10 protein-coding genes and 3 pseudogenes are annotated in these 14178 nt (G+C 70.7%); 12 read left to right on the top strand and 1 reads right to left on the bottom strand.

The window, feature by feature from the left end:
- Window positions 1-192 precede the first annotated feature (192 nt).
- The 3 genes from VHD82_RS25315 to VHD82_RS25325 are packed head-to-tail and all read left to right on the top strand — an operon-like array spanning window position 193 to window position 5748.
- Entirely contained in the window at window positions 193-1416 is a 1224-nt protein-coding gene (locus VHD82_RS25315) for an alpha/beta hydrolase (RefSeq protein ID WP_325708872.1), read from the top strand.
- Entirely contained in the window at window positions 1394-4696 is a 3303-nt protein-coding gene (lysX, locus tag VHD82_RS25320) for a bifunctional lysylphosphatidylglycerol synthetase/lysine--tRNA ligase LysX (RefSeq protein ID WP_325708876.1), read from the top strand. Before VHD82_RS25315 ends, lysX begins: the two co-directional genes overlap by 23 nt.
- Window positions 4693-5748, top strand: a complete 1056-nt coding sequence (locus tag VHD82_RS25325) for an alpha/beta hydrolase (protein WP_325708879.1) — start codon at window positions 4693-4695, stop codon at window positions 5746-5748. The genes lysX and VHD82_RS25325 overlap by 4 nt, the downstream gene beginning before the upstream one ends.
- Window positions 5749-5759: 11 nt before the next feature.
- Here the strand turns inward: VHD82_RS25325 and VHD82_RS25330 are convergent, their stop codons facing one another.
- Window positions 5760-6530: a serine protease gene (locus tag VHD82_RS25330; protein ID WP_325708882.1), complete on the bottom strand. Its 771-nt coding sequence runs from the start codon at window positions 6528-6530 to the stop codon at window positions 5760-5762.
- A gap of 271 nt (window positions 6531-6801) precedes the next feature.
- Between VHD82_RS25330 and VHD82_RS25335 the strand changes: the two are divergent.
- From VHD82_RS25335 to VHD82_RS25375, 9 genes and pseudogenes are all read left to right on the top strand, one after another.
- A pseudogene (locus VHD82_RS25335) lies at window positions 6802-7050 on the top strand (pyridine nucleotide-disulfide oxidoreductase); the annotation flags it as partial.
- Between the two features lie 151 nt (window positions 7051-7201).
- Window positions 7202-7348, top strand: a pseudogene (locus VHD82_RS25340) (hypothetical protein); the annotation flags it as partial.
- Between the two features lie 817 nt (window positions 7349-8165).
- On the top strand, window positions 8166-8327 hold the full coding sequence (locus tag VHD82_RS25345; protein ID WP_325708907.1) for a hypothetical protein: 162 nt from the start codon (window positions 8166-8168) through the stop codon (window positions 8325-8327).
- A complete protein-coding gene (locus VHD82_RS25350; RefSeq protein WP_325708885.1) occupies window positions 8324-8668 on the top strand; it encodes a ferredoxin family protein in 345 nt (114 codons plus the stop codon). Before VHD82_RS25345 ends, VHD82_RS25350 begins: the two co-directional genes overlap by 4 nt.
- 94 nt (window positions 8669-8762) lie before the next feature.
- Window positions 8763-9116, top strand: a complete 354-nt coding sequence (locus VHD82_RS25355) for a hypothetical protein (protein WP_325708888.1) — start codon at window positions 8763-8765, stop codon at window positions 9114-9116.
- A 330-nt stretch (window positions 9117-9446) separates the two neighbouring features.
- A complete protein-coding gene (locus tag VHD82_RS25360; RefSeq protein WP_325708892.1) occupies window positions 9447-9734 on the top strand; it encodes a hypothetical protein in 288 nt (95 codons plus the stop codon).
- A 58-nt stretch (window positions 9735-9792) separates the two neighbouring features.
- A complete protein-coding gene (fdh, locus tag VHD82_RS25365) occupies window positions 9793-13074 on the top strand; it encodes a formate dehydrogenase (RefSeq protein ID WP_325708895.1) in 3282 nt (1093 codons plus the stop codon).
- 3 nt (window positions 13075-13077) lie between these two features.
- Window positions 13078-13953: a 4Fe-4S dicluster domain-containing protein gene (locus VHD82_RS25370; protein WP_325708899.1), complete on the top strand. Its 876-nt coding sequence runs from the start codon at window positions 13078-13080 to the stop codon at window positions 13951-13953.
- Window positions 13953-14178, top strand: a pseudogene (locus tag VHD82_RS25375) (hypothetical protein); the annotation flags it as partial. The gene VHD82_RS25370 and the pseudogene VHD82_RS25375, both read left to right, overlap by 1 nt.

Here is a 14178-nt window from a genome sequence, read left to right on the forward strand (position 1 = left end):
ACACCGTCGCCATCGCCGACGTCCGGGTGAAGCGCGGAGAATATCGGCGGCTCAAAGCGTGGATGAATTCCCGGGCCTTCGGCAAAATTGTTCCCCGCCGACTATATGCGCTTCCCGTTGAGAGGACGCTGAGCGCGGGAAAAGGGGATGGGCGCTGCGAATCCGGGTCGGCCGTCCGGTTGAATTGCACGCGTGCACGCATCGGAAATCCGGATCGACACGCTCCCGGTCGTCCTCGGCGCGGCCGTGCTCGCGCTGGTGTTCGTGGTCCTGGTGCCGTGGCGCTGGGACGCCTGGAAGCGCCGTGTCACCGGGCGGGTGATCACCACTGTGGTGGCTGTCGTGGCGGTGGTCGCCGCCTGCGGCCTGGCGGTGAACTCGGCCGGAAGCTTTTATCCCACACTGGGTTCACTGATCGGCACGTCGCCGAATCCGGGGGAGGGGACGGTCGCGGACGCGGGCCCGGACGGTCGCGACCTGCCCCGCACGCTGGCCACGGTCGGCGAGCGTGCGGCGGCCGGGCAGGGCTCGATGCTGCACCTGACGGTCACCGGCAGGCGCACCGGGCTCACCAGGGACGTCGACGTGTATCTCCCGGTCGGGTACACCCAGCCGGAATGGTCCGGTTTCCGGTTTCCGGTGATCGAATGGATTCCGCACTTTCCGGGTGAACCGCGGCAGGTCGCCACCTTGTACGGATTGCCCGATCTGCTCGACCGGGAAATCGCGGCGCACCGGATGCCGCCGACGGTGGTGATCGTGCCCGACCCCAATGGGGAACCGCGGTTGACGCATGATCCGGAATGTGTCGACGCGGTGGGCGGGCCCGCCGACGACACCTTCCTGTCCGCGGACGTGCGCGGCTGGGCGCTGCGGGAGCTGCACGTGCGCGCCGACCGGGAGGGCTGGGCGATCGCGGGCTGGTCCTCGGGCGGGTACTGCGCGCTGAACCTCGCGTCCCGCCATCCCCAGTGGTACTCCGTCGCGGCCAGTATGAGCGGCTACGACAAGACACCGCAGGACGTCGAGACCGGTGACCTGTTCCGCGGCCGCGCCGACATCCAGCACGCCAACGACGTGAGCGCCACGCTGCGGGAACACCCGTCGCCGGTGCGGATGCTGGTCACCGCGGACGCCGCCGCCGCGGACGAGGTGGCCGCGCTCGGCCGGTTGCGTGCGGCCGCGGCGCCGCCCGAGGAGCTGACCACGTGGGTGCTGCCGGCCTCCGGTCACAACCTCAACGCGGTCCGTTCGGACCTGCCCCCGGTGCTCGGCTGGCTGGACACCCAGCTGGGCAACCCGGTCAACGGGGCGAACCCGCCGCCCGGCCAGGCGACGGCGGGCGAGATCGTCCCGTGGCCACTGCCCGACCCCGGAACCCCAGGAAGTCTGCATGGCACCGACACCACTGTCTGAACGGCGCGACGTGGTACCACGCTGGCGGCGCAAGGCCGGCGGCGTGGTGGCCACCGTCGTGCAGCTGGGTGCCGTGATGTCGCTCGTGCTCCTGCTGACGGGCGGCGACCACGCCCTCTACCGCTGGACCGTGTACCTGTTCGGGCTGCTGAACATTCCGGCGGACTCGAACATCCTCATCGCCCTGGTGCTGGTGGTGCTGGGCGCGGCGTTGCGGCGGCGGAAGCGGGCCGCGCTCGACACGCTGATCCTCTTCCAGCTCGGCGGACTGCTGACGACCGCCGTGTTCCAGGCGACGGTGCTGTGGGCCCCGCGGCTGCTCGCCACGGAACGGCGCGCGGCCCGCCACCTGCCCGCCGCGGCGTGGGCGCTGACCGGTGGCGAACTGGTGTCCATCGCGTTGATCGTGCTGTTGTTCGTGCTGCGCCCGGCTTTTCCGGCGCGACTGGCGCCGGGTGCGTGGCGACACGCGCTGACGGTGGGTGTCGGCGGGATCCTCGCGGTGATCTTCGCCGGCTGGGCCCTGTTGGCCGTGTTCCCGGGGACGCTGACCGGGCTTGGCGACAGTTTCCTGTGGGCGGCCAACCACGCGACGGGCGAGTTGCTGCAACTGCGGCGCCTGGGGGTGCGGGAGGGCCCAGGCTGGATCGATCTGCTGCTGGACCTCGGTGGTGCCGCGGTGGCGGTGCTGACGTTGTCGACGTTCTTCCGGGGGGTGCGGTCGCAGCGGCATCGCAGCGACGAGGAAGAACTCCGGTTGCGGACATTGGTTGCGCGCTTCGGTGAGGACGATTCACTGGGCTATTTCGCCACCCGGCGGGAAAAGAGCGTGATCTTCGCGCCGAACGGCCAGGCGGCGGTGACGTACCGGGTGCTGGGCGGCACGAGCGTCGCCAGCGCCGATCCGGTGGGCGATCCGGAGTCGTGGCCACAGGCGATCGCGGCGTGGCTGGCCGAGGCACACACCTACGGCTGGATGCCGGGTGTGCTGGGCGCGAGCGAGCGCGGCGCGAGAGCGTATGCGCGCGCGGGGCTGAAGGCGCTGGAGATCGGGGACGAAGCGGTACTCGATGTGCGGGATTTCCGGTTGTCCGGCCCGGAACGCCGCTCGGTGCGCCAGGCGGTGTCCCGCATCGAGCGCGCCGGTTATACCGCACGGGTACGCCGCCACGCCGATATCCCGGAGTCCGAAATGGACGGTCTGCGGGCCAAGGCGCAGCAGTGGCGCGGGGCGGATACCGAGCGGGGCTTCTCGATGGCCCTCTCGCGCCTCGGTGACCCGTCCGACGGCCGGTGCCTGATGGCCGAGGCCTACGACTCCGGCGGGCAGTTGCGGGGCTTGCTGTCGTTCGTGCCGTGGGGCCGTCGCGGATTGTCCCTGGATCTGATGCGGCGGGATCGCCACGCGGAGAACGGGCTGACCGAGTACCTGATCGCACAGGTGGTGGCGGAGGCGGGCCGGTTCGGGGCGCAGCGGATTTCGCTGAACTTCGCGATGTTCCGGGCGGTGTTCGCCGAAGGCGAGCGGATCGGGGCCGGACCGGTGTTGCGGGCATGGCGTTCGGTGCTGGGGGTGTTCTCGCGGTTCCTGCAGCTGGAGTCGTTGTACCGGTCGAACGCGAAGTACGGCCCGGACTGGGTGCCGCGGTTCCTGTGTTACCCCTCGGCCCGCCGGCTGCCGCGGATCGGACTCGTCGCCGGGGCGCTGGAAGGGTTCCTGCCGCAGAGCCTGCGCCGCCGGGGCCGGGCACTGGCCGCGGATCCGGTGAGCGAGGAGTTCCTGGCGCGGGTGAAGGAGATCGAGAGCGCGTCACCGGCCGAACCGGTGCCGCGGCGGCCGGAACAGGTGCGGGTGCGCATCGCCAAGCTCGGCCGGCTGCGTGCCGCGGGCATCGACCCGTACCCGCCGGGTTTTCCGCGCGACACCACCCTGGCGGAAATCCGGCACAAGTACGGGGATCTGCCGCCGGACAGCCACACCGGACACGAGGTGCGCCTGACCGGCCGGGTGGTGGCGATCCGGGATCTGGGCGGGCTGGTTTTCGTCCGCGTGCGGGACGCGACCGGGGAACTGCAGCTGATGCTCGCCGCCGACGGGCTGTGGCGGTCCACCGTGGACCTCGGTGACCAGGTGGGGGTGACCGGTGAGGTGGTGACCTCGCGGCGCGGGGAGCTGTCGGTGCTGGTCGGCGAGTGGACGGTGACGGCGAAATGCCTGCATCCGTTGCCGGACAAGCGCAACGGGCTGACCGACCCGGAGACGCGGGTGCGGCAGCGGTACCTGGACCTGATCGTGAACCCGTCCTCGGCGGAGCTGCTGCGGGTGCGCAGCCGGGTGGTGCGGGCGGTGCGCGACCACCTGCACGAGCGGGAGTTCCTCGAGGTCGAGACGCCGATGTTGCAGGCGGTGCACGGTGGGGCGAACGCGCGCCCGTTCCTGACCCATCTCAATGCCTATGACCAGCGCATGTACCTGCGGATCGCGCCGGAGCTCTACCTCAAACGGCTGTGCGTCGCCGGCGTGGAGCGGGTGTTCGAGCTGAACCGCAACTTCCGCAACGAAGGCGTGGACGCCACGCACAACCCCGAGTTCTCCATGCTGGAGGCATACCAGGCGTACGGGGACTACCACAGTATGCGCGAGTTGGTGCGGGCCTTGATCCTTCGGGCCGCCATCGCCGCACACGGCAGCCCGATCGCGCGGCGCCCGGACGGCGACGTCGACCTTGCCGGTGAGTGGCCGGTGATCACCGTGCACGACGCCGTGTCGACCGCGCTCGGGGAAGAGGTCACCCCCGGCACCACCACGGCCACCCTGCAACGTTGGTGCCTGCGCGCGGGTGTTCCCCTTGGCGAGGACGCCACCGCCGGTGGACTGGTGGTGGCGGCGTTCGAGCATCTCGTCGAGCCGGAGACCGTGCAGCCCACGTTCTACGTGGACTATCCCGTCGAGACCTCGCCGCTGACCCGGCCGCACCGGGCGGATCCGCGGCTGGCCGAGCGGTGGGACCTGATCGCGTTCGGGGCCGAGATCGGTACCGCCTACACCGAGCTGACCGATCCGCTGGACCAGCGCCACCGGCTGCACGCACAGTCGCTGCGGGCGGCCAGCGGGGACATCGAGGCCATGGAACTCGACGAGGACTTCCTGACCGCGCTCGAGCACGGGATGCCGCCCACCGGTGGCCTTGGCCTTGGCATCGATCGGCTGATCATGATGCTCACCGGCACCACCATCCGCCAGGCCATCACTTTTCCCTTCACCCGAAGCAAATCGTGAACACCCTCGCCGAGCTCTCGCTGACCGACTGGTGGCCCGCACGGATCGTGCTGCTGGCCGTTACGGTCCTTTGTGGACTGCTCGCCTGGCGCCTCCGGCGCCGTGGGGTCCGGATCGTGGCCGCCGGGCTCACGATCCTGCTCGGGTGCGCCGACATCGCCGCCGGAGTCAATGCCGAATACGGCTACTACCTCACCGTCGGCCAGGCGATCGGCCTGCCAGGGCGGGACGCGTCATCGCTGGGCGCGCTCAACAGGCAGACCGTTCCGCCGGCCGGTCAGGTGATCAGCATCGACATCCCGGGCCGCGACTCGGCGTTCGCCGCCCGGCCCGCGCAGGTGTACCTCCCGCCCGCGTGGTTCTCCCGGCCACGGCCGAAACTGCCCGTGATACTGCTCCTGCACGGCACGCCGGGCTCGCCGACGGACTGGCTCGACGGCGGCGGCGCGGCGAGCACCCTCGACGCCTGGGCGGCCGCGCACCACGGCACCGCGCCCATCGTCGTGATGCCCGACATCAACGGATCCTTCGACGGGGACACCGAATGCGCCGGCGCCACCGAGACATACCTGGACAAGGATGTACCGGACTTCGTCGAGGCCCGGTTCTTCACCCAGCCACCGGGCTCGCACTGGGCGGTCGCCGGGCTGTCCGAAGGAGGTTCGTGCGCGGTCACCCTGGTGTTGCGGCACAGCAAGGAATTCGCCACGTTCGGTGACTACAGTGGATTGCTCGGCCCGCGCACGGGCGACGACAACGCGATCGGTGACACGGTCCCGGTGCTGTTCTCCGGTTCCCTCGCGGACTTCCACGGCCACGAACCCAGCTGGCTGCTCACGCACCAGCGTTTCACGGGCGTCGGTGGCTGGTTCGAGGTCGGCGACGCCGACGGCGCACCACTGGCCGCCGCCCGCCAGCTCCAGCCACTCGCCGCGGCCGCCGGGATGGATGCCCGGCTCACCATCGTGCCCGGCGGAGACCACAGCTTCTTCCTGTGGCGCCAGGCCTTCGCCGATTCACTGCCGTGGCTGGCCGGCAGGCTGGGGCTCTAGCGGCCCGGTGCTCAGTGCAGGACCGAGCGGTAGAGGTCCCGGATGTCGTGGTCGAAGTAGGCGCTGTAGGAGACGTCCGGGGTGTCGCCGCCCTGCTCGTAGCCGCCGATCACACCGATGACCGTGCCGTCACCGGTCGCCGGGTTCACCGCGGTGACCCACGGACCACCGCTGGTGCCGTCCGGAAATCCCGGGCACGCGATGCGTTGCTGGTACGGGCCGAAGCGCGTGGTGGTGTTGCGGCAGGCCACCGGCGAGTCACCGGTGTCGGGGTACCCGGTGATGGTCACCGGGTTGGTGTAGCCGCGGTCGAAGCCCAGCGTGTCGGCACCGGCCAGCTGTTGCACGGAGTGCGGATCGCCGTCCTGCTCGACGGTCAGGAACGCGAAGTCCAGGTCGGGGTCGGCGGAGGCGGCCCAGCCCCCGGGTACCGCCACCGCAGTGACGGTCCACCAGCCGTAGGGCGCGATCCCGTCGTGATAGCCGGGCGCGAAGGACAAGCCCGCGCTGCCTCCGTTGACGCAGTGCGCGGCCGTGAGCACGAGGTTCCCGGCGGGACTGTCCACCACGCTCGCGCTGCAGAAATGGCTGCCGTCGGCGAACAAGGCCCCGGTGGCCGTGCTCGCCCGCGGGGCCCGAGCGGCACTGTCGACATCCGCGACCGAGGAGACCGGCTCGGTCACGGCCACCCCACGATCGACCGACAGCTCGCCGCTGCTCACAAGCAGGCACGCCGTGGCCACGACGACCACGGCGCCGGGGCGGAGTGCCCAGTTCGCCATGAGTCCAGATCAGCACGGAACCGGCGCGAACGCATCCCAGGGGCCGTTATGCACAGGAAGCTCACAGGCGAACAGTCCGCCCACTCTATGCCCCGGAACGCCCACTGGACAGCCTTCGCCGCCGATGCCCGATATCCGGGACGTCCCCGCACTGTCCTTTGTGGATCAACGCTTGTTCGGCATGTGGGAGGGCGTGCCAGGCCATGGACAAGCCTCATGACTCCGGTTCAGAGTTTTCCGTATTACGGACTTTTCCACGGACGTTCTCGTCCTGGGCGGTGGGCCTGCCGCGACCTGGGCCGCGCTCAAGGACGCGCAGGCGGGCGCGCGGGTCACGTTGATGGAATACTGCGGAACGAGCGGCGCGACGGCCTCGGCCGGCACCGGTGTCTGGTATGTGCCACCGGATCCGGAACGCCGCGAAGCCGCGATGGCGAGCAGGGAAGGGCTCGGCGGTCACCTCGCCGACCGGGGCTGGATGTCCCGCGTGCTCGACCAGACCTACGCGGCGATGGGGGAACTGGCGGAAACAGGACGCTACCCGTTCCCGGTCGACGACGAGGGCGAACAGCTGCGTCAGGGTCTGCAAGGGCCGGAATACCTGCGCCGCATGAGGATCCGGGTGCGGCGGGGCCGGGGTCCGGATCCTCGACCACAGCCCCGTCACCGAACTGCTCACCGATGCCTCCGGCGCGGTCGCCGGGGCCGCCGGTTATCGGCGCCAGGCCGGAAGTCCGTACCGCGTCCGCGCCGGTGCCGTCGTGCTGGCCACGGGCGGGTGTGTGTTCCTTTCCGGCGCGCTGGGCTGCAACGTGAACACCGGCGACGGCACGTTGATGGCGGTGGAAGCCGGAGCGGCGTTGTCGGGCATGGAGTTTTCCAATGCCTACGCGATCGCCCCGGCGTTCACCTCGGTCACGAAAACCGCGTACTACACCTACGGGACCTTCTGTCGCGAAGACGGCAGTGTGCTGGAAGGCGCCGGAAGTCAGCGCGGCCGCTCGGTGATCGCGCGCGCTTTGCTGTCCGGGCGGGTGTTCTGCCGCCTCGACCACGCCGGCGAAGAGCTGCGGCACAAAATGCGCCTGGCACAGCCGAATTTCTTCCTGCCGTTCGACCGGCTCGGCATCGATCCGTTCACCCAGCGGTTCGAGGTGACCCTGCTCGCCGAAGGAACCGTGCGCGGGACCGGGGGCATTCAGCTCACCGGCGACGACTGCTCGACCGGGGTGCCCGGCCTTTACACGGCGGGCGACGCGGCCACGCGGGAGTTCATCTGTGGCGGGTTCACCGGCGGTGGTAGCCACAACTCCGCGTGGGCGATGTCCTCGGGGATCTGGTCGGGCCGCGCGGCAGCCGCGCATGCCCGGTCGCTCGGCGCGTCCGCCGCGACGCGACGGTTGCGGCCGACCGGTCCGGCAGGCCCGGCCGACGGCCACCGCGAGGTGGTGCGAGCGGTGCAGCGGGAAGTGCTGCCCTACGACAAGAACTACCTGCGCGACGGTTCCCGGCTCGCCCCCGGCGCTCGTCGAGCTGGATCGGACTTGGTCGTACGCCAGGCAATCCCTGTCCGGAGCGGGCCGGGATTCGGTGCGGGCACGGGAGGCCGCGGCGATGACCGCGCACGCCCGCTGGATGTACACCGCCGCGCTGGCGAGGCAGGAGACGCGCGGGATGCACAAACGCGCCGACTTCCCGGAGCAGAACCCGGATGGCCGGTACCGCCTGCTCGCCGGCGGGCTGGACGACCCCTGGACGTCACCGCTGCGAGACGCCGCCGCAAGGGCGGCGTCGTGATCGAGCTGGTTTCCGCCGCTCGCTGCGTGTCCTGCGACAAATGCGTGCGGATATGCCCGACGGACGTGTTCGACCGCGGCGCCGACGGGGTCCCGGTGATCGCGCGCCAGGACGACTGCCAGACCTGTTTCCTGTGCGAGGCCTACTGCCCGGTGGACGCGTTGTTCGTCGCCCCGGAAACGCATCCGCGGCCCGAGCCGCCGGATGAGCGCGGCCTGCACCGGTCCGGGCTGCTCGGCGGCTACCGGGCGGCGATCGGCTGGGGCCAGGGCCGGACACCGGGCGCCGCGCGCGTGCCGGTGGTCCCGCTGCGCGACGAGACCGCGGGGAGGAAGGCATGACCGCGATCCCGGCCCCCGGGCTGCGCGAACTTTCGCTGCTGGGCGAACGCCGCACCCTGCGGGTGCCCGCCGGCTACGCCGGACGGTGGTGATCGTGGCCCTGTTCGTCGTCTGGCAGGTCGTGTCGGCGCTGGGCTGGCTGCCCCAGGACACGTTGTCGTCCCCCACGCAGGTCGCGTCGGCGGCCGTCGCCCTGGTCACGAGCGGCGACCTCGGCGAGGCGATGGCCACGTCGGTCGGGCGTGTCGGGCTCGGGCTCGCCTTCGGCATCCCGGTGGGGCTGGTGCTCGCGCTCGTGAGCGGGCTGTTCCGCGGCGCCTTGCCGACCAGGCGGACACGCAGGCCGGCCGCCGGCGTGGACCCGACCGGGCCCGCGCCGAGACGAGCACGTGGCACTCGTCGGGGCCGAGCAGCTCTCGCACGGTGTCGAGGTGCTCGATCGGGGTGACCTGGTCGCTCTCGCCCCACACCGCCATCGTCGGGAAGGCGGCCCGGCGGTAGAGCTCCTGCTGCCGTGGAACCGGCAGGGCTAGCGAACGAGCCCCGTGAGCCGTTCGGTGTCCTCCCGCGACCGCACGTCATGTGACAGGTGCCGGCCCAATGCCCGTGACGTGGGCCGAGCCTGCGTGAGCAAGACACGGCCACCGCAGCACGGCGTAGCCGATTCCCACGAGCGGATGCGAGCTACGGCGACGGGTGATCCCAAACATTTGCGGGACGCAAGAGTCGCGACGATACTGGCCGGGCAGCGCGACACCGCACGGCCGACGGAGGAGCCTTGCCCACCAGGGAACAAGTACGACAGCTGGCCGAGTCCGGACTCGGCTACGAGGAGATCGGGCGCCGGCTGGGAATCCCGCCAGGGCTGGCCCACCTCATCGGGACGGGCCTGCCGGCGGACGGCGGTACCGCGCCCGAAGAGCGCGAGGCGCGCGGGCTTCCGCCGACGAGCCGGCAGTGGGCGAACCCGCCGCACGGGAACCCGGTCGCGAAGGAGACCGTCCGGCAGTGGATCGCTGAGCGGGTGCGCGCCGATGCCCAGATGCGCCGCGCGAAACAGGATTGATCCTTCCCCGGACGGGGTACCGCTCCAAAAGCGGACGTGAGCACGGGAAAGGGCAGCGATGGGTCTGTCGAGATGGGTGCGGGACTGGCCGGTCTACCGGCAGTTCACGCAAGGCGATGTCACCGGGCGGGGCGCGGCGGCGAAGAGCCGGCTCTCGCTGGAGCTGACCCCGCGCACCACCGATGCCGACAAAGTGGTCAAGTCGGTCTGCCCCTACTGCGCCGTCGGCTGCGGCCAGAACGTCTATGTCGAGCAGGGCAAGGTCACCCAGATCGAGGGGGACCCGGACTCGCCCGTCAGCCGCGGCAGGCTGTGCCCCAAGGGTTCGGCGAGCCTGCAGCTGACCACCGGTTCCGCGCGGGAGCACCGGGTGCTCTACCGCCGGCCGTACGGCACCGAGTGGGAGCAGCTCGACCTCGACACGGCGATGGACATGATCGCCGAGCGGACCATCGCCGCCCGCGAGCACGGCTGGCAGTGGGACGCCGACGGCGCGCGGGTCCGCCGCACGATGGGCTTCGCGAGCCTGGGCGGCGCGACGCTGGACAACGAAGAGAACTACCTGATCAAGAAGCTGTTCACCGCGCTGGGTGCGATCCAGATCGAGAACCAGGCGCGTATTTGACACTCCTCCACGGTTCCCGGTCTGGGGACCTCCTTCGGCCGTGGCGGCGCCACGACGTTCCAGCAGGATCTGGCCAACTCCGACTGCATCGTCATCGAGGGCTCGAACATGGCCGAGTGCCATCCCGTCGGGTTCCAGTGGGTGATGGAGGCGAAGGCCCGCGGCGCCAAGGTGATCCACGTCGATCCGCGGTTCACCCGCACCAGCGCGCTGGCGGACATCCATGTCCCGCTGCGCGCCGGGACGGACATCGCCTTCCTCGGCGGGCTCGTCAACCACGTGCTGAGCGAGGGAAAGGAGTTCCGCGAGTACGTGCTGGCCTACACCAACGCGGCCACGATCATCGGCGAGGGGTTCGTCGACACCGAAGATCTCGACGGGCTGTTTTCCGGGCTGGACAAGGAAAATCGGCGCTACGACACGGAGACCTGGCAGTACGAGGGCGCGGACGTGCAGGCCGCCTCCGGCGAACGTGACCAGAAGTGGGACAGCCGGACGCGAGGTGGCGCCGCCGTGAGCGAGTCGGCGCGCGGCGAAGCGCACGGCTCGGGCGGCGCGGAGGTCGGCGCCGAACCGCGGACGGATCCGACGCTGCGGCACCCGCGGTGCGTGTTCCAGATCCTCAAACGGCACTACGCGCGCTACACGCCGGAGGCCGTCGAGCGGATCTGCGGCATCCCGCAGGACACCTTCCGCCAGGTCTGCGACCTGCTCACGGAGAACTCGGGCCGGGACAGGACAAGCGCCTTCGCCTACGCGGTCGGCTGGACCCAGCACAGCGTCGGCGTGCAGTACATCCGCACCGCGTCGATCCTGCAGACCCTGCTGGGCAACATCGGGCGCCCCGGTGGCGGGATCCTCGCCCTGCGCGGGCACGCCTCGATCCAGGGGTCGACCGACATCCCCACGCTGTTCAACCTGCTGCCCGGTTACATCCCGATGCCGCACGCGCACACCAACGAAAACCTGGACACCTTCGTGGCGGCCGAGGGCACGCGCAAGGGCTACTGGGGCAACCTGCGCTCCTATCTGGTGAGCCTGCTCAAGGCGTACTGGGGCCCCGCGGCCAGGCCGGACAACGACTTCTGCTTCGACTACCTGCCGCGCCTGACCGGCAGCCACAGCACCTACGAAACCGTGCTGGCGCAGCTGGAAGGCACCTGCAAGGGCTACTTCCTGTACGGGGAGAACCCGGCGGTGGGCTCCTCGAACGGGAAGATGCAACGGCTGGGCATGGCCAACCTCGACTGGCTGGTCGTGCGGGACTTCTCGCTGATCGAGAGCGCGAGCTGGTGGCAGGACGGACCGGAGATCGAAAGCGGGGAGCTGCGCACGGAGGAGATCGCCACCGAGGTGTTCTTCCTGCCGGCGGCCGCGCACACCGAGAAGGACGGCAGCTTCACCAACACTCAGCGGATGCTGCAATGGCACCACCAGGCCGTGGAGCCACCCGGCGACGCGCGCAGCGATCTGTGGTTCACCTATCACCTCGGCCGGCGGATCCGCGAGAAACTGCTCGCCGCCGCGATGAGCGAGTCCACTTCGGACGAACGGTGGGAGCGGGACCGGCCGCTGCTGGAGCTGACCTGGGACTACCCCACCAGGGGCGAAATCGCCGAGCCGGAGGCCGAAGCCGTGCTCGCCGAGATCAACGGCTGGAACGCCGATGCCGAACCGCTGGCGAGCTACGAGCAGCTCCGTGACGACGGCTCGACCGCCTGCGGCTGCTGGATCTACTGCGGCGTCTACCAGGACGGTGTCAACCAGGCCGCGCGGCGCAAGCCGGCCGGCGAGCAGAACTGGGTCGCGCCCGAATGGGGCTGGGCCTGGCCGGCCAACCGCCGCGTGCTCTACAACCGGGCCTCCGCCGACCCGGACGGAAAGCCTTGGAGTGCAAGGAAAGCGCTCATCTGGTGGGATGCCGGGCAGGGCAAGTGGACGGGACACGACGTCGCGGACTTCAAGGCCACCAAGCCCCCGGACTTCCAGCCTGCCGAGGACGCGACCGGGCCGGACGCGCTCACCGGGACCGACGCGTTCATCATGCAGGCCGACGGCAAGGCGTGGCTGTTCGCGCCGGCCGGGCTGACCGACGGCCCGATGCCGGCGCACTACGAGCCGCAGGAATCGCCGTTCACGAACCTGCTCTACGGCCAGCAGCACAATCCGGTGCGGCAGCTCCTGCCGCACAAGAACAACCGGCTCCAGCCCAGCGGCGCGCAGCCCGGCGCGGACGTGTTTCCCTTCGTGCTGACCACTTACCGGCTCACCGAGCATCACACGGCTGGTGGCATGAGCCGCTGGCAGCCCTATCTCGCCGAGCTGCAGCCCGAGCTGTTCTGCGAGGTTTCACCCGAGCTGGCGGCGGAGCGCGGCCTCGAACACGCGGGCTGGGCCACCATCGTGACCGCGCGCGGCGCGATCGAGGCGCGTGTGCTGGTGACCGACCGGATGACGCCGCTGCGGGTCCAGGGCCGGGTGCTGCACCAGGTCGGCGTCCCGTACCACTGGGGCCCGAACGGGCTGACCACCGGCGACGCGGCGAACGACCTGGCGTCCATCAGCCTCGAGCCGAACAGCCACATCCAGGAGAGCAAGGCGCTGGCGTGCGACATCCGGCCCGGCCGTCGCCCGCGCGGCCCGGCGAGGCTGGAGCTCGTCCGGGAGTACCACCGGCGCGCCGGAATCACCGAGGACACCGGAACGGAGTTGTGAACCATGACCGATCCCGCCTCCGCGACCGGATACCGCGACCACCCGCCTCGGATGGGGTTCTTCACCGACACCAGCGTGTGCATCGGCTGCAAGGCCTGCGAGGTGGCGTGCAAGGAGTGGAACGCGATCCCCGAGGACGGCATCGAGCTGACCGGGATGTCCTACGACAACACGGTGGGGCTCGGCGCGGACACCTGGCGGCACGTGGCGTTCATCGAACAGCGCAAGCCGCTCGCGCGGCAGGATCCGGGGCTGTACCACGACACCGACGTGCTTGCGATGGCCGAGCAGGGCACGCGCGGTGAGTCCGACTTCCGGTGGCTGATGTCGTCGGACGTGTGCAAGCACTGCACGGAGGCCGCCTGCCTGGACGTGTGCCCGACGGGTTCGTTGTTCCGCACCGAGTTCGGCACGGTCGTGGTGCAGGAGGACATCTGCAATGGTTGCGGCTACTGCATTCCCGCCTGCCCGTACGGCGTGATCGACCAGCGCAAGGACGACGGGCGGGCCTGGAAGTGCACGCTCTGCTACGACCGGATCGGCCAGGGCATGGAGCCGGCCTGCGCCAAAGCCTGCCCGACGGACTCCATCCAGTTCGGGCCGCTGGACGAACTACGCGAGCGCGCGCGGTACCGGGTGGGCCAGTTGCGGGCCGCCGGGGTGTCCGACGCGCGGCTGTACGGGGAAGATCCCGGTGACGGCGTGGGCGGTGACGGGGCGTTCTTCCTGCTGCTCGACGAGCCGGAGGTGTACGGGCTCCCCCCGGACCCGGTGGTGACGACCCGGGACCTGCCGGCCATGTGGCGCCGCGTGGGAGCGGCCGCGCTGGCTCTCGTCGGCACGGCAGTCGCGGCCTTCGCCGCGGGGAGGAGGGTCTGATGCCCGGCAGCGACGACCGGCACGAGCAGCAGGAGCAGGTCGAGCGCGCGCGGCAGGGCTCCGGCACCTCGGGCACGGACGTCACGCGGGAGGGCCTGCAGGGTGTGCGCCCCGACCGGGACGCGGTCACCGGTGTCGCGGCGGGCCGGCCACGGCGCCGACGCGGACAGCACCGACGCGGCGGCGAGGCGCAGCAGGTCCCGGAGGCGACGTTCACCTCCTACT

Origin of the sequence: Amycolatopsis sp. (assembly GCF_035546795.1) — a bacterium.
Taxonomy (GTDB): domain Bacteria; phylum Actinomycetota; class Actinomycetes; order Mycobacteriales; family Pseudonocardiaceae; genus Amycolatopsis_E.

What these genes read in the sequence shown, in the direction of transcription:
- lysX (WP_325708876.1), top strand. Translation starts at nt 1,394, where the DNA reads ATGGCACCGACACCACTGTCTGAACGGCGCGACGTGGTACCACGCTGG.
- VHD82_RS25330 (WP_325708882.1), bottom strand. Translation starts at nt 6,530, where the DNA reads ATGGCGAACTGGGCACTCCGCCCCGGCGCCGTGGTCGTCGTGGCCACG.
- VHD82_RS25345 (WP_325708907.1), top strand. Translation starts at nt 8,166, where the DNA reads ATGTACACCGCCGCGCTGGCGAGGCAGGAGACGCGCGGGATGCACAAA.
- VHD82_RS25370 (WP_325708899.1), top strand. Translation starts at nt 13,078, where the DNA reads ATGACCGATCCCGCCTCCGCGACCGGATACCGCGACCACCCGCCTCGG.